The sequence below is a fragment of the Paenibacillus sp. S33 genome, assembly GCF_053615415.1.
The window spans coordinates 397,400-417,481 of record NZ_JBSIEZ010000001.1; the positions used below are offsets into that span (position 1 = coordinate 397,400).

At 47.5% G+C, this 20,082-nt stretch carries 13 protein-coding genes and 3 rRNA genes; 14 read left to right on the forward strand and 2 right to left on the reverse strand.

What is annotated here, in order from left to right:
- Nucleotides 1-247: 247 nt before the first annotated feature.
- The 4 genes from ACWGXJ_RS01800 (at nt 248) to rrf (ending at nt 6,534) form a co-directional block, all read left to right on the forward strand.
- A complete protein-coding gene (locus tag ACWGXJ_RS01800; protein ID WP_322176444.1) occupies nt 248-988 on the forward strand; it encodes a Crp/Fnr family transcriptional regulator in 741 nt (246 codons plus the stop codon).
- Nucleotides 989-1,561: 573 nt separating this feature from the next.
- Nucleotides 1,562-3,117 (forward strand): 16S ribosomal RNA (locus tag ACWGXJ_RS01805).
- 295 nt (nt 3,118-3,412) lie between these two features.
- Nucleotides 3,413-6,338, forward strand: a 23S ribosomal RNA gene (locus ACWGXJ_RS01810).
- A gap of 79 nt (nt 6,339-6,417) precedes the next feature.
- Nucleotides 6,418-6,534 (forward strand): 5S ribosomal RNA (gene rrf / locus ACWGXJ_RS01815).
- Together the 16S, 23S and 5S rRNA genes form the textbook arrangement of a ribosomal RNA operon.
- A gap of 179 nt (nt 6,535-6,713) precedes the next feature.
- Here the strand turns inward: rrf and ACWGXJ_RS01820 are convergent.
- Complete coding sequence (locus ACWGXJ_RS01820; protein WP_165147892.1) at nt 6,714-6,872, reverse strand: hypothetical protein; 159 nt, start codon at nt 6,870-6,872, stop codon at nt 6,714-6,716.
- Nucleotides 6,873-7,166: 294 nt separating this feature from the next.
- Between ACWGXJ_RS01820 and ACWGXJ_RS01825 the strand changes: the two genes are divergently transcribed.
- From ACWGXJ_RS01825 to ACWGXJ_RS01845, 5 genes are all read left to right on the forward strand, one after another.
- Nucleotides 7,167-8,498 (forward strand): extracellular solute-binding protein, encoded by a 1,332-nt coding sequence (locus tag ACWGXJ_RS01825; protein WP_452566025.1) that lies wholly within the window; start codon nt 7,167-7,169, stop codon nt 8,496-8,498.
- A gap of 227 nt (nt 8,499-8,725) precedes the next feature.
- The gene (locus ACWGXJ_RS01830; RefSeq protein WP_452566026.1) at nt 8,726-9,616 is read left to right on the forward strand and encodes a carbohydrate ABC transporter permease; all 891 of its coding nucleotides are present in this window, start codon (nt 8,726-8,728) and stop codon (nt 9,614-9,616) included.
- A gap of 5 nt (nt 9,617-9,621) precedes the next feature.
- Nucleotides 9,622-10,455 (forward strand): carbohydrate ABC transporter permease, encoded by an 834-nt coding sequence (locus ACWGXJ_RS01835; protein WP_013308419.1) that lies wholly within the window; start codon nt 9,622-9,624, stop codon nt 10,453-10,455.
- A gap of 30 nt (nt 10,456-10,485) precedes the next feature.
- Nucleotides 10,486-12,282, forward strand: a complete 1,797-nt coding sequence (locus ACWGXJ_RS01840; RefSeq protein WP_254326847.1) for a sensor histidine kinase — start codon at nt 10,486-10,488, stop codon at nt 12,280-12,282.
- Nucleotides 12,263-13,447, forward strand: a complete 1,185-nt coding sequence (locus ACWGXJ_RS01845; protein WP_322162554.1) for a response regulator — start codon at nt 12,263-12,265, stop codon at nt 13,445-13,447. Before ACWGXJ_RS01840 ends, ACWGXJ_RS01845 begins: the two co-directional genes overlap by 20 nt.
- 73 nt (nt 13,448-13,520) lie before the next feature.
- On the opposite strand, the gene ACWGXJ_RS01850 is transcribed toward ACWGXJ_RS01845, so the two are convergent.
- Nucleotides 13,521-14,426 carry a LysR family transcriptional regulator gene (locus ACWGXJ_RS01850; protein WP_235307012.1) on the reverse strand — a complete coding sequence of 302 codons (906 nt, stop codon included), beginning with the start codon at nt 14,424-14,426 and terminating at the stop codon, nt 13,521-13,523.
- A 161-nt stretch (nt 14,427-14,587) separates the two neighbouring features.
- Between ACWGXJ_RS01850 and ACWGXJ_RS01855 the strand changes: the two genes are divergently transcribed.
- From ACWGXJ_RS01855 to ACWGXJ_RS01875, 5 genes are all read left to right on the forward strand, one after another.
- Complete coding sequence (locus ACWGXJ_RS01855) at nt 14,588-15,178, forward strand: UbiX family flavin prenyltransferase (protein ID WP_452566027.1); 591 nt, start codon at nt 14,588-14,590, stop codon at nt 15,176-15,178.
- 28 nt (nt 15,179-15,206) lie between these two features.
- A complete protein-coding gene (locus ACWGXJ_RS01860) occupies nt 15,207-16,625 on the forward strand; it encodes a non-oxidative hydroxyarylic acid decarboxylases subunit C (protein WP_075153600.1) in 1,419 nt (472 codons plus the stop codon).
- Nucleotides 16,626-16,666: 41 nt separating this feature from the next.
- The gene (locus tag ACWGXJ_RS01865; protein WP_028541239.1) at nt 16,667-16,891 is read left to right on the forward strand and encodes a non-oxidative hydroxyarylic acid decarboxylases subunit D; all 225 of its coding nucleotides are present in this window, start codon (nt 16,667-16,669) and stop codon (nt 16,889-16,891) included.
- Between the two features lie 71 nt (nt 16,892-16,962).
- A complete protein-coding gene (locus ACWGXJ_RS01870; RefSeq protein WP_061832095.1) occupies nt 16,963-17,424 on the forward strand; it encodes a hypothetical protein in 462 nt (153 codons plus the stop codon).
- A 316-nt stretch (nt 17,425-17,740) separates the two neighbouring features.
- Nucleotides 17,741-20,077 carry an Ig-like domain-containing protein gene (locus ACWGXJ_RS01875; RefSeq protein WP_452566028.1) on the forward strand — a complete coding sequence of 779 codons (2,337 nt, stop codon included), beginning with the start codon at nt 17,741-17,743 and terminating at the stop codon, nt 20,075-20,077.
- Nucleotides 20,078-20,082 lie beyond the last annotated feature (5 nt).

The following is a 20,082-nucleotide window of genomic DNA, read 5'->3' on the forward strand; positions in this document are numbered from 1 at the left end:
CCGACAGTTACAAAAGTAGATCAGGGAACCCCCTGATCTATAGGCGCAGGAAACACTGAGTTTTCATGAGGTCGGGTAAGGAGTAAGGAAAAGGTCGATAAATGGGGCGTTAGCTTACCTCGGAAGTGATATTTATCACAGTAAATCAGGGAGTAGGAAGGTATAAAATCAGGTGTTCTCCCGATAACAACCCAGGCATTAAAACATTATGATATAGATATCAGGTAAACACGAGGAGGACGCTAACATGCAAGCCACTTGTATGGAACGGTTTGGGGACGAAGCGGAACGCACGGGAATTCAGATTTATTTGACAGAAGAACATTTTGATCTGCTAAAAGATATTATGTCCTGGAAGAAGGTAAAGGCAGGCGTTATGCTTTTCCGAGAAGGCGATGATGCAGAGCAGCTTTATTATATACATTCAGGTCATATTAAACTTCGTAAATCGACAGAAGATGGTAAAGAACTGATTCTGACCATTCAGCATCAAGGCGACTTAATTGGGGAATTTAGCGGGATAGATGGAGAAGAGTATAGTTGCACTGCGGAAACAGCCGATGTGTGTGAGTTAGGCGTCGTGCTTGTTAAGGATCTGGAGTCGCTCTTGTCCAAAAATGGGGAAATGGCACTTCAGTTCATCCAGTGGATGGCGATGAAGCAACGCATTATGCAATCGCGTTTTCGGGACTTACTATTGTATGGTAAAACTGGAGCGTTAGCATCTACATTGATCCGTGCTAGCAATACATGTGGCGTGGCTGTGAAGGATGGCATTTTACTAAATATGAAGCTAAGTCACTCCGAATTAGGTGAGATGATTGGAGCGACGCGAGAGAGTGTGAACCGGATGCTGAGCGCGCTGAAAGAGCAGGGAACCCTAGATACAAGGGATGGAAAGATTGTCATTCACGATCTCAAGGTATTACGTGGCATGTGCTGCTGTCCTTCGTACGGCCAATGTGCCCATGAAATTTGTCGCCTCTAATATATGAATACCATTAGGCGGGGTCCAAGAGACTTCGCCTTGCTGCATGTCTTCTAACAATCTAGCACATGGGGTAACGAACAACATAGATTACAAAAAACTAATCAATGTCGTATAGCGGCTAATTACCAATAATATATTTATATTAAATGGAACTGAACACATGACATTTTATGAACTAGCTGTTTTGAAGTAACATTGGAGCTAATAATGGTTGACTAAAAGGTGGAAGGGATTTTAAGTTTGAGAAAAAGGGATTATTTACAAGTTGCTTTCTTTTGCTGAAAATGATATATTATTTGAGCTGACAACAAAACAGCAGTTTCAAAAGTGAAAAGCTTGGGTGAAATGATCTTCAAAAAAATAAAAAAATAACCCTTGCATTTTTGAAACGAACATGATATGATCTTATAGCTGCTGAAAAACGCGGCGAAAGAGAAATGTTTGATCTTTGAAAACTGAACAACGAGTGAGTAAAATGATTTTGCTTGCAAAATCAAACAAGAGATATTTTATCTCGTCAGTTTCAAAATGAGCTTATCGCTCTTTCTATAAACCAACTTCGGTTGGTCTTTAATGGAGAGTTTGATCCTGGCTCAGGACGAACGCTGGCGGCGTGCCTAATACATGCAAGTCGAGCGGGGTTATGTAGAAGCTTGCTTCTACATAACCTAGCGGCGGACGGGTGAGTAACACGTAGGCAACCTGCCCACAAGACAGGGATAACTACCGGAAACGGTAGCTAATACCCGATACATCCTTTTCCTGCATGGGAGAAGGAGGAAAGACGGAGCAATCTGTCACTTGTGGATGGGCCTGCGGCGCATTAGCTAGTTGGTGGGGTAAAGGCCTACCAAGGCGACGATGCGTAGCCGACCTGAGAGGGTGATCGGCCACACTGGGACTGAGACACGGCCCAGACTCCTACGGGAGGCAGCAGTAGGGAATCTTCCGCAATGGGCGAAAGCCTGACGGAGCAACGCCGCGTGAGTGATGAAGGTTTTCGGATCGTAAAGCTCTGTTGCCAGGGAAGAACGTCTTGTAGAGTAACTGCTACAAGAGTGACGGTACCTGAGAAGAAAGCCCCGGCTAACTACGTGCCAGCAGCCGCGGTAATACGTAGGGGGCAAGCGTTGTCCGGAATTATTGGGCGTAAAGCGCGCGCAGGCGGCTTTTTAAGTCTGGTGTTTAATCCCGAGGCTCAACTTCGGGTCGCACTGGAAACTGGGGAGCTTGAGTGCAGAAGAGGAGAGTGGAATTCCACGTGTAGCGGTGAAATGCGTAGAGATGTGGAGGAACACCAGTGGCGAAGGCGACTCTCTGGGCTGTAACTGACGCTGAGGCGCGAAAGCGTGGGGAGCAAACAGGATTAGATACCCTGGTAGTCCACGCCGTAAACGATGAATGCTAGGTGTTAGGGGTTTCGATACCCTTGGTGCCGAAGTTAACACATTAAGCATTCCGCCTGGGGAGTACGGTCGCAAGACTGAAACTCAAAGGAATTGACGGGGACCCGCACAAGCAGTGGAGTATGTGGTTTAATTCGAAGCAACGCGAAGAACCTTACCAGGTCTTGACATCCCTCTGACCGGTCTAGAGATAGACCTTTCCTTCGGGACAGAGGAGACAGGTGGTGCATGGTTGTCGTCAGCTCGTGTCGTGAGATGTTGGGTTAAGTCCCGCAACGAGCGCAACCCTTATGCTTAGTTGCCAGCAGGTCAAGCTGGGCACTCTAAGCAGACTGCCGGTGACAAACCGGAGGAAGGTGGGGATGACGTCAAATCATCATGCCCCTTATGACCTGGGCTACACACGTACTACAATGGCCGGTACAACGGGAAGCGAAATCGCGAGGTGGAGCCAATCCTAGAAAAGCCGGTCTCAGTTCGGATTGTAGGCTGCAACTCGCCTACATGAAGTCGGAATTGCTAGTAATCGCGGATCAGCATGCCGCGGTGAATACGTTCCCGGGTCTTGTACACACCGCCCGTCACACCACGAGAGTTTACAACACCCGAAGTCGGTGGGGTAACCCGCAAGGGAGCCAGCCGCCGAAGGTGGGGTAGATGATTGGGGTGAAGTCGTAACAAGGTAGCCGTATCGGAAGGTGCGGCTGGATCACCTCCTTTCTATGGAGAATCGTTTCCTGCAATGGAAACATTCAAATATGAAGCGTAAGCTTCAAAAACTACTCACTCGTTGCTCAGTTTTGAGAGCTCAAACTCTCAAAAAAAGCTGGTTGTTTACAGCTTTGCACCTTGAAAACTGGATACCGAAACGAAATTGCGTTTTAGAATATTCCTTTAAGCTGATCTTGTGTAAACAAGTGAAATAAAGGTAGCAGGTAAGGAAAGATATTTTGCTTTTAGCAAAAATCATTCTTTATCAAACATCGACATTTTCTTTCTTTGAAAGAAAAGTCTAGGTTAAGCTACAAAGAGCACACGGAGGATGCCTAGGCGCCAGGAGCCGACGAAGGACGTGGCGAACAACGATAAGGCCTCGGGGAGCTGTAAGCAAGCTTTGATCCGGGGATGTCCGAATGGGGAAACCCGGCTGTCTTCATCGACAGTCACTTTCTGCTGAATACATAGGCAGAATAGAGGCAGACCAGGGGAACTGAAACATCTAAGTACCCTGAGGAAGAGAAAACAATAGTGATTCCGTCAGTAGCGGCGAGCGAACGCGGATTAGCCCAAACCAAGGAGCTTGCTCCTTGGGGTTGTGGGACGTCTCACATGGAGTTACAAAGGAACCGGTTAGATGAAGAGGTCTGGAAAGGCCCGCCAGAGAAGGTAAAAGCCCTGTAGTTCAAAACTTGTTCTCTCCGAGACGGATCCCGAGTAGTGCGGGGCACGTGAAACCCCGTATGAATCCGGCAGGACCATCTGCCAAGGCTAAATACTCCCTGGCGACCGATAGTGAAGCAGTACCGTGAGGGAAAGGTGAAAAGCACCCCGGAAGGGGAGTGAAATAGATCCTGAAACCGTGTGCTTACAAGAAGTCAGAGCCCGATCTATGGGTGATGGCGTGCCTTTTGTAGAATGAACCGGCGAGTTACGTTCCCGTGCAAGGTTAAGGTGAAGAGCTGAAGCCGCAGCGAAAGCGAGTCTGAATAGGGCGAATGAGTACGTGGACGTAGACCCGAAACCGGGTGATCTACCCCTGTCCAGGGTGAAGGTGCGGTAACACGCACTGGAGGCCCGAACCCACGCATGTTGAAAAATGCGGGGATGAGGTGGGGGTAGCGGAGAAATTCCAATCGAACCCGGAGATAGCTGGTTCTCCCCGAAATAGCTTTAGGGCTAGCCTCGGAAAGAAGAATCGTGGAGGTAGAGCACTGATTGGGTGCGGGGCCCGCAAGGGTTACCAAGCTCAGTCAAACTCCGAATGCCATCGATTTAGTTCCGGGAGTCAGACAGTGAGTGCTAAGATCCATTGTCGAAAGGGAAACAGCCCAGACCATCAGCTAAGGTCCCCAAGTGTGTGTTAAGTGGGAAAGGATGTGGAGTTGCACAGACAACCAGGATGTTGGCTTAGAAGCAGCCACCATTGAAAGAGTGCGTAATAGCTCACTGGTCGAGTGACTCTGCGCCGAAAATGTAACGGGGCTAAACACACCACCGAAGCTATGGCTTGATGCATTGCATCAGGGGTAGGGGAGCGTTGAATGCGGGTTGAAGGTGTACCGTAAGGAGCGCTGGACTGCATTCAAGTGAGAATGCCGGTATGAGTAACGAAAAGATCTGTGAGAATCAGATCCGCCGAAAGCCTAAGGGTTCCTGAGGAAGGTTCGTCCGCTCAGGGTAAGTCGGGACCTAAGGCGAGGCCGATAGGCGTAGTCGAAGGACAACAGGTCGAAATTCCTGTACCACCGTAATCCGTTATGAGCAATGGGGTGACGCAGTAGGGTAGTGACGCGGACTGATGGATGTCCGTCTAAGCAGTGAGGCTGGTGTGTAGGCAAATCCGCACATCGTAAGGCTGGGCTGTGATGGGGAGCGAAAATTGGAGTAGCGAAGGTCATGATCTCAGACTGCCAAGAAAAGCCTCTAGCCAGGAGAAGGTGCCCGTACCGCAAACCGACACAGGTAGGCGAGAAGAGAATTCTAAGGCGCGCGGAAGAACTCTCGTTAAGGAACTCGGCAAAATGACCCCGTAACTTCGGGAGAAGGGGTGCCTCGGTAGGGTGAATAGCCCGAGGGGGCCGCAGTGAAAAGGCCCAAGCGACTGTTTAGCAAAAACACAGGTCTGTGCGAAGCCGCAAGGCGAAGTATACGGGCTGACGCCTGCCCGGTGCTGGAAGGTTAAGGGGAGTGGTAAGCCTTCGGGCGAAGCTATGAACCGAAGCCCCAGTAAACGGCGGCCGTAACTATAACGGTCCTAAGGTAGCGAAATTCCTTGTCAGGTAAATTCTGACCCGCACGAATGGCGTAACGACTTGGGCGCTGTCTCAACGAGAGATCCGGTGAAATTTTAATACCTGTGAAGATGCAGGTTACCCGCGACAAGACGGAAAGACCCCATGGAGCTTTACTGCAGCTTGATATTGAATTTGGGTACGATCTGTACAGGATAGGTGGGAGCCGTAGAATCTTGAGCGCCAGCTTGAGAGGAGGCATCCTTGGGATACCACCCTGATCGTATCTAGGTTCTAACTTGGTACCGTGACCCGGTGCGAGGACAGTGTCAGGTGGGCAGTTTGACTGGGGCGGTCGCCTCCTAAAGAGTAACGGAGGCGCCCCAAGGTTCCCTCAGAATGGTTGGAAATCATTCGAAGAGTGCAAAGGCAGAAGGGAGCTTGACTGCGAGACCTACAAGTCGAGCAGGGACGAAAGTCGGGCTTAGTGATCCGGTGGTACCGCATGGAAGGGCCATCGCTCAACGGATAAAAGCTACCCTGGGGATAACAGGCTTATCTCCCCCAAGAGTCCACATCGACGGGGAGGTTTGGCACCTCGATGTCGGCTCATCGCATCCTGGGGCTGAAGTAGGTCCCAAGGGTTGGGCTGTTCGCCCATTAAAGCGGTACGCGAGCTGGGTTCAGAACGTCGTGAGACAGTTCGGTCCCTATCTGTCGTGGGCGTAGGAAATTTGAGAGGAGCTGTCCTTAGTACGAGAGGACCGGGATGGACGTACCGCTGGTGTACCAGTTGTTCCGCCAGGAGCACCGCTGGGTAGCTATGTACGGAAGGGATAAGCGCTGAAAGCATCTAAGCGTGAAGCCCCCCTCAAGATGAGATTTCCCAATTAGTAAGACCCCTTGAAGACGACGAGGTAGATAGGTTGGGGGTGGAAGTGCAGTAATGCATGGAGCTGACCAATACTAATCGGTCGAGGGCTTATCCTAAAGAATAAAACGCAAATAAGTTTCGGATCCAGTTTTCAGGGTGTAACCTTGAATGTAGAATTTACGATGTAAATTCATGTTTGGTGGCGATAGCGGAGGGGTTCCACACGTACCCATCCCGAACACGACCGTTAAGCCCTCCAGCGCCGATGGTACTTGGACCGCAGGGTCCTGGGAGAGTAGGACGTCGCCAAGCAAGATAAAAGAGCACAGCCCGTTAAGGGTGTGCTCTTTTTCCTATAACCAATTCATTTATCATTCACATGAAAGATCTTTCTCATGGATTCGGTCAAAAGTTTTATGATATCCTGGTTGCCCTTTGTATAGTGGTGCTTAGTTAGCATTTTTAACTAAGGGCAGTATTAACTGGGGAAGTTAATCTATTTCAACCTGTTCTGTCTGAAGGACACTCAAGGCTTGAAGTTTACGGGTAATTTCTTTTTGCCACTTGGTATCTCCGACTTGTACGGCAAGATTGAGAAGGTCCAAATAATCATCAATATGCAGGGAGGTTTTACTGAAAGTTTCTTTCACTGCGGTCCTGCCTCCTTTAAAGTATATGTGTATTTATCATTTAATAATGATAATCATTATCAAAATATGATCTTATTCATATTATGCCTGTGTTCTAGATAAATTGCAAGTTATGATATGAATGAATTTTGAAGCACGCAAATGAGGGCTTGAAAAAACAAACCCTTCTCCTTAAGTTCACGCATTGTTCACGTCTTTTCTATGGAACATAATGAAAAGAACAAGCGGGCATTGAGTGTCCACCAATAAGGAGGGCAAATTGCGCAATGCTTCAACAAGAGGAGGAAAAGGACCATGAGCAGAACAAAAATGAAAGCGTTTGCCATTGTGATGGTGAGCGCCTTGGCATTGACGCTGGCAGCTTGTAATAACGGACAAAGCGCAAGTCCGGGAAATTCAGGAGAACCGAGCAGAGGCACCGAAACGAAAGATGTTACGATTACCTTTCAGAACATTAATCCTGATCCGAGCACCCCTTCGTACAAAATGATTAAGCAAATTGTAGGTCAATACGAGCAGGATCATCCTCATGTCAAAATTGAATTGGATTCGCTAAATACAGATCAACAAAAGCTTAAGCTGAAAACACAGGCAGCGGCGAAAGAAGTACCTGATATCACGATTGTAAACCCGGCTGCACAGATGAAGCCATTCGTAGAGGCCGGGCTGCTGGCTCCATTAAACGATGTGGCTGATAAAGAGGGGCTAAAAGATACGTTTCAGAATGGACTTCTTAATTACTATAGTTTCGACGATAAGCTCTACGCTTTTCCGGATGGCAACAATATAGAAGTGGTGTTTTACAATAAGGAACTGTTCAAGCAGGCGGGAATCCAGAAGTTGCCGACCACCTTTGAGGAGCTGATTACGACGGTCAAAACGCTGAAGGCGAAGGGAATTACTCCGATTGCCATTGGGGAAAAGGATTCATGGACGGGGTCCCTCCTTTTTATGAACATTTTGTTGCGTACGAATGAAGGACCGAATTTTCTCAATGATGTACTGGACGGCAAAAAGACGTTTAACGACCCGGCTTTTGTGGAAGCGGTGGATGCATTTCAGGAATTGGTGCAGGCAGGAGCTTTCCCGGATGGAGCTACATCTATTGACTACAATGCAGGCGGTAATATTTTTAAAACAGGAAAAGCCGCGATGTATATCATGGGTACATGGGAAACGGGGTCAATTGATGCTTCTTCGGTAGCGGGTAAGGTAGGAGCGTTTCAATTCCCTACGGTGAATGGCAAGGGTGATGTGAATGAGTATGTAATTGCGCCGGGCAGCGCATTTGCGGTATCTGCGAACAGTGAACATTTACAGGAAACGAAGGATTTTCTGCACTATTTTATTAAGGAGATGCCCAAAATTCAGTTTGATCTGAAAAATGCGATTGGTAGCGGTCAGAAAATGAAAGGTGATCTGAAGGAAGCGGGCTACTCTGAGTTAGCGATTAGTCTTAATGAGCTGTTCAAGAATGTAAAAGGGGGCGATCTCGCTTTTGATAATACGATGAATCCGGCTATTGCGCAGGCGCATCTGAGTAGCATTCAAAACCTGTTCGTACAAAAGGAAGACTCTGCACAAGTTGCCAAGGAACATCAGAACACTTTTGAAGCGAATAAATAAGTGAGGTTTTGCAAAAATCCAATAAGCGACTCCCAATGAACAATATATAGATCAAATTGGCCTGGTTCGTCTAGATATTACACTTTGGAGCGACTGGCATTGAATTTTGCAAAATCCTGAAGTAGCAGGCACTAGGGAGGGGGCGAAATGCTCCTTCCCTGATTGGAAATCATGTAGGTTGTGCATCCTCAGAAGATGTTCAGAATCAACACAAAGGAGATTAGAGCATGAATGTACTGAAGGTGCCAGCACGTACCATTGCCGTTTTCGTGCTACCCTGCCTGTTGTTGTATACCTGTATGGTATTTGTTCCGATTCTGGTGTCGGTGTATTGTGGATTGCTGGATTGGAACGGAATTGCCGAGGCAAAGTTCGTGGGGCTGGCTAATTTTGAGCGGATTTTTACAGCAGATTCAGTATTCTGGCCATCCGTGAAACGGACTATGATGTTTGCTGTGTTTTCCATGCTGGAGATTCCGTTCTGTCTGCTGCTGGCGATCTTGCTTAATCGTTATGTGCGTAAGGCCAATACGCTGGTTACGATGTATTTTCTGCCGGTTATTCTGTCGGTGGTCATTATCGGGCAGCTGTGGAAGACGATTTATAATCCGGCCTCGATGGGGGGAATGCTGAACGGTATTTTGATGGCGATTGGGCTGGAAAGCTGGACACGCTCATGGCTGACGGAACCGCAAATAGCGATGTACACCCTCTATTTTGTATCGTTGTGGCAGTATTTTGGCTATCATTTGCTTATCCAGTTTACCGGGGTACAAAATATACCGAATGAGTTGTACGAAGCAGCCAAAATTGATGGAGCTGAAGGATTCAAAGCAGACCGCTATATTACGCTGCCGCTCATTGTACCTATTTTCAAGATATCAATTGTATTAGCATTTATCGGCTCCCTGCAATCGTTTGATTTGATCTGGGTGATGACGGGTGGAGGACCAGCCCATGCGACGGATACAGTATCCACGTATATGTACAATATGTCCTTTTTATCGATGAAATACGGATATGGCAGCGCATTGGCTTCAATTCTCGTAGTGATTTGCTTGTCATTTACAATTGTGATAAATTTTGTTTTCAAACGAATCGAAAATAAGGTAAGCTAAAGGAGATGGAACTGTTGAATGCCTTGAAAAAAACGGGAGTCTTTTCCTTATTGGCAATCTTAATTGTCACGCAGCTGTATCCACTCTTTTGGCTGCTGACCTATTCGTTGAAGACGAATGAAGAGATATTGAGCTCAAGCTTCTTTGCACTCCCTCAAGTGCCCCAGTGGCACAACTATCAGGAAGCCTATGAATCAGGGAGCTACTTGCGTTATTTAGGAAACAGTGTGCTGGTGACCGGGGTTACGATGATTTTCGTCATTTTATTAAGCTCGATGACTGCTTATGCGATTACACGTTTTCGTTGGCGCTTCGGGGCTGTTGTGCTGACTTTGTTTTTGATCGGGATGATGATCCCGATGCAAGCTACACTGCTGCCGCTGATGGTGATGTTTAAAAACGTCCATATTCTGAATACGTATTTCTCACTGATTTTACCCTACATTGCTTTTCAGACACCGATTGCGGTCTTCATCCTATCCGGCTTTATGCGGTCCATTCCCCACGAAATTGAAGAATCCGCTTACATTGACGGAGCAAGCATTTATCGTATTTTCCGCAGTGTAATCTTACCCATCTCGATTCCGCCTATCATGACGGTATGTATTTTAACTTTCATTAACATCTGGAATGAATACATTATGGCTGCCACCTTTATCTCATCCGAGAAGCTCAAAACTCTCCCTTTCGGCGTATATACGTTCGTCAGCCAGTATTCTGTGAACTACGGTAATATTGGTGCTTTTCTAGTCATGGGTGCCTTACCGGTCATTATTATTTATTTTGTTCTGTCCGAAAATATCACCAAGGGCATGGTTGCGGGAGCGGTTAAAGGATAGGCGGCCGATGCGAAAGGAGCGCACGGAGGTATGATGCGCCGTTTTCAATCCATTCAATACCGCTTGTTTGTTCTGTTCCTATTGAGCATGTCCGGCATTGTGCTGGCAGTCAGTCTATTATTTTACAACCGTACTACGGTGCAGTTCCATGATAAGGTCAGCGAGCTGGCGCGCAAAAATGTATCCCAGACGGCAGGCCTATTCGAATTGCTACTCGGCAGCTATAACAGTCTCTCCAAATCGATCAGCAACAATATGGATTTGGTTCGTCTGTTGACGACGGATAGTAGTGATTTACCTGCTGTCAATTACATCAACGAACGTACGATTACGAATATTCTGGGCGCTATCTATTATTCGCGTGAGGATCTGATTGGCATCCATGTCATCACAGACACAGGCAAGGTATATAACTATGGAAATTATATGAATGTCATTGATACTCATTACGAACATACGGAATGGTATAAGGAAATTCGAAAGTCGGCGGGCAAAATTGCATGGCTGGGCGTGTATCCTCACTCTGTCATTGATCAGGTGGAAACCAGACCCGTGTTTGCGTTTGGACGGCAGCTCTATGATCTGGATGAACACAAGCCGATTGGTATTGTCCTGTTTGAGGCTGAGCCGCGTTCTGTTTTGTCCGCTCTCCACAATTTGCGGTTAGGCACCAATAGTCAGGTATATTTGTTGGGTCATGAAAATCGAATTGTGTCGGCCACTTCCTCTGATCCGCCACCGGATTTGCAAAATCTAGAGCAGCAGGTACCGGAGGAGGATGTTATTGTAAATCGAAGTAATGAAAGAGTTGTAATCGCTTCCAAGTTGCCGTTTGCCGACTGGTCTGTGATTAGTGTGACACCTAGTGAGGATCTGAACGTGGAGCTGGTGCAAAATCAAAGATACTTATTTATCGTGGCACCTATACTTATTATTGTGTCGGCGTTAATTGCATCTATCGTCTCCAGGGGCATTTCCCATCCACTCAAGCGAGTCATTCGGGAAATGAAGCGGGTAGAGACAGGAAATTTCCGTCATACGGTAAACACCAAATCCTATGAAGAAATCAATCAACTAGCTACCTCTTTTAACCATATGGTAAGACGGATTGCAGAGCTAATCGAGCTGGTGCGTATATCATCGGTCAGTGAAAAAAACGCGGAGCTGCACGCGCTACAGACGCAGGTCAATCCACATTTTCTGTATAATACGCTGGATATGATCTATTGGATGCTGGATGAAAAGGGACAAGATCAGCTCGGAGAGGTGGTTCTCTCCTTATCCCATATGTTCCGTTACAGCAGCCATTGGGAAGAGGGGACCGATGTAAGCCTTCGTGAAGAAGTGGAGCAGGTTGGCCACTATCTTACCATTATCCAAGCCCGGCTGGAGGGCAGGGTATCCGTAGACATCAATATTGAAGAACGATGGATGGATATCCGCTTGCCGAAAATGACCTTACAGCCATTGATTGAAAATGCGGTGAAGCACGGATTGGAGCCTCTACATGCGGATACAGGTGGCAAGTTGCTCGTCAGAGCGGAGGAATATGGCGGTGTATTGAGCCTGCACATCATCGACAACGGTGCAGGGATGGAGTACGAACGATGGGAGGTGGTCCAGGTCGCTTTGGCAGAACCCGGCAAACAGGCGGGCAGCGGGCAGGCGGGAGGCATCGGCCTGCAAAACCTAAATTTACGGCTACGGCACATGTTCGGAGAAGAGTACGGCCTACGGATCTCTAGCGTACCTGGGGCCGGAACAACAGTCACTGTAAGTGTGCCTCTGCCACAGAAGGAGGAGAAACATGAATATTCTGATAGCTGACGATGAAAATATGATTCGGCAGGGGATTCGGCGTACCATTGGCCAAGCTCTACCAACCTGCGGCATTCATCTCGCTGCTTCCACTGAGGAGGCAGCAGGCATTCTGGCGGAGCATCCTGTAGATATTGTATTAACTGATATCCTGATGCCCGGTATGGATGGTCTGGAATTCATGCGTATTTCTAAGCGAAAGCATCCTCATCTGCAGTGGGTTGTCATTTCGGCCCATTCCGACTTCCATTATGCACAAAGAGCAGTAAAGCTGGGTGCCAAAGACTACCTGTTAAAGCCGATCGGTAAAAGAAAGCTGCTGGAATGCATTGAAATACTGGCAGCCGAAGCGCTTGTGGCCTCGCAGCAGGCGAACGAGGGTAGGCTTCTCAAATCCAATATGGTTTATTTGCGTGAAGCCGTTTTCCAACGCTATGCCCTTGGACTGGACACGGGCAAGCTGGATATACAGCCTTTTGTCGAAAATTATCCGGAATTCCATCTCTTCATGGTTCGCATGGAACCTGATCACAAGCAGACGCATCTGGAGCATTTTATGATTGAAAATGTACTGTCCGAGCTCATTGAAGCAGGAGGCAGCGGCTTTGTCGTCAGTCTAGACCGCCATAGTCTGCTGGGCATTGCAAGGCTAAGGGATGAGGCAGAGGCCGCACGGCTAGAGACGTTGCTCGAATCCCATCTGAAGCGTTATGTGAAGGTGCCTCTACAAATTACACGTTCGGGTGTTCATCACAATTTTGCCTCCATACCTGAAGAGGTGGCGCGACTAAGACGTACACCAGAGGAGATTGCAGCCGCAGCAGCGGATACAGGAGAATGTCTGCGCAAAGGCATGCATACGGTAGATGTGGCATTGCAATACATTCGGGCTCACTTTACAGAGGAGCTGTCGCTGGAGAAGGTGGCTTCAATCGTATTTTTGAATCCGGTGTATTTCAGCCAGTTATTCAAGCAAAAGACGGGACAAGGCTACAAGGATTATGTCATTTGCCTGCGTATGGAGGAGGCGAAGCGGCTGCTCAGTGATTCTCATCTGCGGCTGGCTGATATTTCGGAGCGGATCGGCTATCAGGATATGCGGCATTTTACACAGGTATTCCGGCGTAAATGTGGAATGACTCCAACCGAGTATCGGCATCAAGGAGTGAAGTAAGGCGGTATCAAACGACCGAATGAAGGAAGTTCATCTAGCATCAGACTGTTTCAGGAGTAGAGCGGTAGAGCATCTACTCGGGAACAGTCTTTTTCGTGTCTCCAGCTTGTAGCAGTTCAACAAATTTGCGAGCTGCATTGGATAAATAACGATCTTTGCGCCATACGACGGCAGGCTGTGTGAAGGGGAATGGCTCCTTAATGGAGAGTGTGCGAAATCTGTCCCCGTATTCTTGTCCCAAGCCAGCGTCTGGAATAATGGTAATTCCCATGCCTGTGGAAACGAGCGAGAGAATGGTCGATATTTCTGGACAGTCTAGTACGACGCGCGGAATAAGATGGTGTTCCTGAAATTTGCGGATGACGGTTTCGTATAGTCCGTGTCCTTCTGTTCGGCGTCCCAACAAGAGGTCATAGCTGGCAGCTTCCTGTAATGTAATTTCCCCACTGGGATGGCGATCTGCCCATTCACACGGAAGAACCGCAACAAAAGAAACGCCCTCCAGTTCAATCGTATGGTACGATTTGTCATCTACCGGAAGCAGCAGCAGGGCCAGATCAACTTTATTTTGGTGCAGCAGCTCTTCCAGATGATGTGTGTCTCCGTGTCCTATTTTAACGTATACCTCTGGATAAACCTGATGAAAGCGACTGAGTTGTTCAGTAATCAGAGACATACAGGCGGATGACGTGCCTATAGCAAGTGTGCCGGTTACTTTGTTTTCAAACTCCCCAATTTCTCTACAGGTGTCCTCCATTTCAGCCAATAATCGTTTGGCGCGTGTATACAGTGTATACCCGGCCTCGGTAACTTCCCACTTCTTTCCTTCACGGTAAATCAGCTTTACACCAAGCTCGTCCTCCATATTTTTGAGTTGTTGACTCAGTGGAGGCTGGGCCATGTTGAGCGTTCTGGCGGCCTTGGTGATTTGCCCTTCCTCTACGATGACGCAAAAGTAATGCAGATGCTTCAAGTCCATTGGGGATTCCTCCTCATTTCTAAACAACGCTTCGATTTGAATACTTTTAAAGTATGCATTACATATATTATATATATTTTTCGTGTGCAGGGAACGGGCGTATAATTTTTGACAGTAATGCATGGGTGAACATAAAACGATGGGATGGAAGGAGGGGACATATGAAGAAAATCATTGTAGGAATATCGGGAGCGACAGGGTCGATTTTTGGTATCCGTATATTACAACAATTACGAGAGGCTGGGGTCCAAAGCCATCTGGTGCTATCCCCGTGGGCTATTGCGAACATCCCCTATGAGACAGGCTACACGGTGAAGGAAGTGGAGGCGATGGCGGATGCGGTCTACTCGTATAAGGATCAGGCTGCGCGTATTTCCAGCGGCTCCTTTCGAGTAGACGGCATGGTCGTCGCTCCTTGCAGCATGAAGACCCTTGCCTCCATTCGTATTGGTATGGCGGACAACCTGCTTACCCGATCAGCGGATGTGATACTGAAGGAGCGAAAGAAGCTGCTGCTCATGACCAGAGAAACACCATTAAGCAGTATCCATCTGGAAAATATGCTGGAGCTGTCACGTATGGGCGTGATGATCCTGCCGCCGATGCCTGCCTTTTATAATCATCCTGCAAGTATCGAGGAATTAGTGGATCATATTGTTTTTCGCGCATTGGATCAGTTCGGTATTGTCACAACCGCAGCCAAACGTTGGGATGGAATGAAGCAGAGTGACTCCAGACTGCACCAGAATTGAGAAATCGAAAGACGAAGGAGAATGAATGATGGCTTATAAAGACTTTCGTGATTTTCTACACACCTTGGAAAAGGAGGGACAATTACTCACGATCAGCGATGAGGTAAAGCCGGAGCCGGACCTCGCAGCAGCTAACAGAGCATTAAACAATCTTGGAGATAAGACGCCTGCTCTCTTTTTCAACAACATCTATGGATATACGGATGCTCGTATTGCAATGAATGTGATGGGCTCCTGGCCCAATCATGCCCTCATGATGGGAATGCCCAAAAACACGCCGCTCAAGGAGCAGTTTTTTGAATTTGCCAGACGCTATGAACAATTTCCGGTGCCCGTGAAGCGGGAAGAAACCGCACCCTTTCATGAAGTCGAGATTACAGAGGATATTAATTTGTTTGATATTTTGCCGTTGTTTCGTTTGAATCAGGGGGACGGAGGGTTTTATCTGGATAAAGCGATTCTAGTTTCGCGCGATCTGGATGACCCGGACACCTACGGTAAGCAAAATGTCGGCTTGTACCGGATGCAGGTGAAAGGCAAGAACCGTTTGGGCATTCAGCCTGTACCACAGCATGATATTGCGATCCATATCCGTCAGGCTGAGGAGCGCGGCGAAAATCTGAAGGTGGCTATTGCCCTCGGATGTGAGCCTGTTATAACAACGGCTGCTTCAACGCCGCTGCTGTACGACCAATCCGAATATGAGATGGCGGGGGCCATTCAGGGTGAGCCTTATCGTGTGGTCAAAGCGAAGGATGCAGATCTGGATCTGCCTTGGGGAGCCGAGGTCATTTTGGAAGGCGAAGTGTTAGCAGGTGAACGTGAGTATGAAGGTCCATTCGGTGAATTCACAGGTCACTATTCCGGCGGCCGCGCAATGCCAGTCATTCAGATTAATCGTGTATATCACCGCAAACAGCCTATCTTTGAGCATCTGTACATCGGGATGCCTTGGACCGAAACGGATTATATGATCGGTGTGAATACAAGTGTACCGTTGTTTCAGCAGCTTAAGGATGCTTTTCCTAATGAAATCGTAGCTGTTAATGCCATGTATACGCATGGTCTGGTCGCTATTATTTCTACGAAAACCCGGTATGGCGGCTTTGCAAAGGCTGTGGGAATGCGTGCGTTAACGACTCCGCATGGATTGGGGTATTGCAAGCTCGTGATTGTGGTGGATGAGGAGGTCGATCCGTTCAATCTGCCGCAGGTCATGTGGGCTTTATCTACCAAGCTTCATCCAAAGCATGATGCTGTCATTGTTCCTGGCTTGTCTATTTTACCGCTTGACCCCGGCTCTGATCCGGCAGGTATGACGCACAAAATGATATTGGATGCGACGACACCTGTAGCACCGGATATTAGAGGACATTACTCGCAGTCGCTCGATTCCCCGCTGGGTGTAGCGGAATGGGAGAAAAAGTTGAGCCAAATGCTTCGCTGAATATTTTTAAAAATAAAGAAAGATTAAAGGAGTGCTGACAGATGCATATTTGTCCCCGTTGTGAATCTAATCGTTCGGAGGTTGTTACCCGCTCGCCAGTTAAAGGCGCCTGGGAGGTTTTGTTGTGTCCTGTGTGCCTGTTCACATGGCGGACCTCAGAACCGGATAGCATTACGGATCCAGCAAAGTATAAATCGGCGTTCAAGGTAAACCCCCAAGATATTCCGAATGCTGCTCATGTTCCTCCTATTCCAGAGCGGATATAGGGTCGTTCGTAAGTAGCCGTAAATTATGGTACTTTGAAGTTATAGGCCAAAAGTAAAGGGGAATATACTTCATGCAGACACCAAGGATCGGTAAGGAACTGTTTACGCTGTTGGACGGTAAGGAGTTGAAGGACAAGCAGCATGAAGCAATGATGCTGCTGACGGTCACGGAAGATCAGTGGCCGCACATAGCGATGATTAGTGTGGGCGAGGTTGTAGCGCTGGACGAGGGGAATTTGCGTCTGGCACTATGGCCGGGTACGACCACGACGGGCAACATGATCCGTACTGGCAAGGCGACGCTTGCGGTGTTCACCGGGGGGAAGGCGCATTATGTGCGGTTGTCGCTGGAACATCTGCCTGCTTTGCCCGGAGCCAAGCATGTACGTGAGCGATTTGCGGCTCATGTTTTTGCAGCCAGAGAAGATTCGGCCCAATATGCGGATATCTTGACAGGTGTCACAGTCCGTCTCAAGGAACCGGAATCGGTGATCCATCGTTGGAAGGAAACGGTGGCTGAGCTGTTAATGTAAAGCCATCTGATTACTCTGTCGTTTATATGCACCAACTGGCTCCTAATATGGAAGAATACCATCATTTAAGACTTCGCGCAGCAGCATATAGCTGTTTGTAAATGCGAGATTGTGGATCTGTTGAGAAAACTCTTCACTATGGCTCTGAAGCTACACAAATTGTAATGTCTAATCTTTATCAGAAACGATCTAGTTAATAAGGACCAAATTTCTTTCGAAGCCTAAACTATTCTTTTCCATATGACGACATAAAACGTAGGTGTAAGGATTTTGCGAAATCCTTAATTTAAGTTTTGAAATGGGAGGGAATTAGATTTTGAAGAATAGATGGTCCGGTTTTCTGGCGTTGGTCATCCTGATTTCAAGTTTTACATCATATGCAGGATTTGCATCTGCTGCGGATGCGGTGCTTTCCAAGATTGTCCTTTCCTCTAACGAGGTAACTTTGCAGCAGGGAGATACGGCTGCGTTGACGGCTACTGCTATTTTTAGCGATGGGACAACCTCGAATGTAACCGTAAGCACGGATTGGAAAAGTGATAATACAGCAATTGCTACTGTGTATAATGGTACAGTTTCGGCCAAGGCTGAAGGGGAAGCCACCGTGGTTGCGACCTATAAAGAGAAGGTGCAATCGGTTCAGGTACATGTAACGAAAAAGGTTAAGGCGCTGACATCCAGTGTACAAAGCCTGAACTTGCGTTCAAGCGGTACAGGACAGGTTGATTTGACAGCGACATACAGTGATAATACAACAGCTCAGGTTTCGGGTGATGCTGCTTGGACCTCCGATAATCAAAAGGTAGCCACAGTAGTTAACGGATTGGTTACCGCTCAGGGAGCAGGTACAGCTAATATTAAGGCCGTATATGGTCAACAGACCGTAACCATTGCTGTGCAGGTGGAGCAGGTTAAACGTCTCGATGTCAGTTCATCAGAGGTTTCTCTTTTGTTGAAGGATACTGAGAAGGTTAAGCTTTCAGCGACGTTCCCGGATGGATCAGTACAGGACGTGACAGAGTCCGCTGAGTGGAGCTCCAGTAATGCAGCCGTGGCGGATGTACTAAAAGGCACTATTACCGGCTATAGTGCGGGTAAGGCGACAATTACAGGTAAATATGGCACGATGTCCGCTACGATTTCGGTGGATGTCGATCAAACGAATAAGCTGAAAGCCAGTGAATCCAATATTTTTCTCCGTCTGGATGAATCTAAAAAAGTACAAGTTTCTGCCGTTTATCCGGATGGGACGGTAACGGATATCACAGATAAAGCTACTTGGACATCAAGTGATGAAAAAATTGCGACTGTGAATAAGGGAACGATTATGGCGATTGGAGCGGGTTCGGCTACGGTGACCGCTAAGTATGGAGATAAGACCGTTTCGATCAAGACAGATGTCGAAACCTCCAGATATCTGGATTTGAGTGAGGACAAGCTGAGCCTGAATGCCAAGGAATCCAAAAAGCTCAAGCTGACCGCAACGTATGTAACAGGTACGGAAGAAGATATCACAAGTAAGGCAGAGTGGAAGTCCAGCAATGAAGATATCGCTTTTGTCAGTGCGGGAGAAGTCACGGGTTATAAAACAGGTGAGGCTACGATCACCGCTTCTTATGGTGGCAAAACAGTTACAGCTACGGTATCCGTAAATGTACCCGGTGATCTGTCTCTGTCCTCCAAAACGGCAACGATTGATATTGATGAGGACTATACTGCAACTTTGACGGCTACTTATGCGGATGGACGTAAAGAAGATGTAACACAGGATGCAGAATGGACTTCAAGCGCAGAAGATATTGCCTCTGTGTCCAAAGGAACGATTACGGGTAAATCCGCTGGTAAAGCGGTTATTACAGCGACCTATAATGGCAAAAAACTGACGATTAACGTGCAAGTAGGCCTTGTAGACCGTCTGGAAACAGACTCACGTGTAATTGCGCTTGGTGCTCAGGAAACGAAGCAACTGAAAGTAACAGGAGTTAAGAGTGGCGGTACAAAAACAGATGTAACCAAGGACGCCACCTGGACAACTAGCAATGTAAAAGTGGTTGAAGTTAGCGAAGGTTTGATCAAAGCGAATGGTAGCGGTAAGGCAACTGTGACTGCTTCATATGGCAAGCAAAACATTACGTTTACGGTAGAAGTGGACGTAGCGCAAAAGATTGAAGCGGATGCAATCGCGCTATCGCTCAAATCTGGAGATCAAAAAACCATCGCGATTGTGGTTAAATCGAGTGATGGTAAAGAAAAGGACGTTACGGCCCAAGCTGAATGGAAAACGTCTAATTATAAGGTAGCCACTGTTAAAAAGGGTCAGGTTACCGCGGTTAGCTACGGTAAAGCTAACATTCAGGCGAAATTTGGTGGGAAGGTAATCAGCGTACCTGTGGATGTTGATACGCTTAAATACCTGCAAACAGACGAAGTCGCATTGAATTTGAAGGCAGGACAGCTGGCTAAGGTTACGGCTACAGCCACGTATAAGGATGAGTCGGAGAAGGATGTCTCCAAACCGGCTGTCTGGTCCTCGTCCAGAATTATTGTTGCGACCGTCAAAGACGGTAACATTAAGGCACAGGGCAAGGGTAAAGCTGTAATTACTGTGAAATATGCAGGTAAAATGACGAAGGTACAGGTAACCGTTCAGTAAAAAAG

What these genes read in the sequence shown, in the direction of transcription:
- ACWGXJ_RS01860 (WP_075153600.1), top strand. Translation starts at nt 15,207, where the DNA reads ATGGCTTATAAAGACTTTCGTGATTTTCTACACACCTTGGAAAAGGAG.
- ACWGXJ_RS01850 (WP_235307012.1), bottom strand. Translation starts at nt 14,426, where the DNA reads ATGGACTTGAAGCATCTGCATTACTTTTGCGTCATCGTAGAGGAAGGG.
- ACWGXJ_RS01840 (WP_254326847.1), top strand. Translation starts at nt 10,486, where the DNA reads ATGATGCGCCGTTTTCAATCCATTCAATACCGCTTGTTTGTTCTGTTC.
- ACWGXJ_RS01825 (WP_452566025.1), top strand. Translation starts at nt 7,167, where the DNA reads ATGAGCAGAACAAAAATGAAAGCGTTTGCCATTGTGATGGTGAGCGCC.
- ACWGXJ_RS01865 (WP_028541239.1), top strand. Translation starts at nt 16,667, where the DNA reads ATGCATATTTGTCCCCGTTGTGAATCTAATCGTTCGGAGGTTGTTACC.
- ACWGXJ_RS01800 (WP_322176444.1), top strand. Translation starts at nt 248, where the DNA reads ATGCAAGCCACTTGTATGGAACGGTTTGGGGACGAAGCGGAACGCACG.
- ACWGXJ_RS01855 (WP_452566027.1), top strand. Translation starts at nt 14,588, where the DNA reads ATGAAGAAAATCATTGTAGGAATATCGGGAGCGACAGGGTCGATTTTT.
- ACWGXJ_RS01830 (WP_452566026.1), top strand. Translation starts at nt 8,726, where the DNA reads ATGAATGTACTGAAGGTGCCAGCACGTACCATTGCCGTTTTCGTGCTA.
- ACWGXJ_RS01870 (WP_061832095.1), top strand. Translation starts at nt 16,963, where the DNA reads ATGCAGACACCAAGGATCGGTAAGGAACTGTTTACGCTGTTGGACGGT.
- ACWGXJ_RS01835 (WP_013308419.1), top strand. Translation starts at nt 9,622, where the DNA reads ATGGAACTGTTGAATGCCTTGAAAAAAACGGGAGTCTTTTCCTTATTG.
- ACWGXJ_RS01845 (WP_322162554.1), top strand. Translation starts at nt 12,263, where the DNA reads ATGAATATTCTGATAGCTGACGATGAAAATATGATTCGGCAGGGGATT.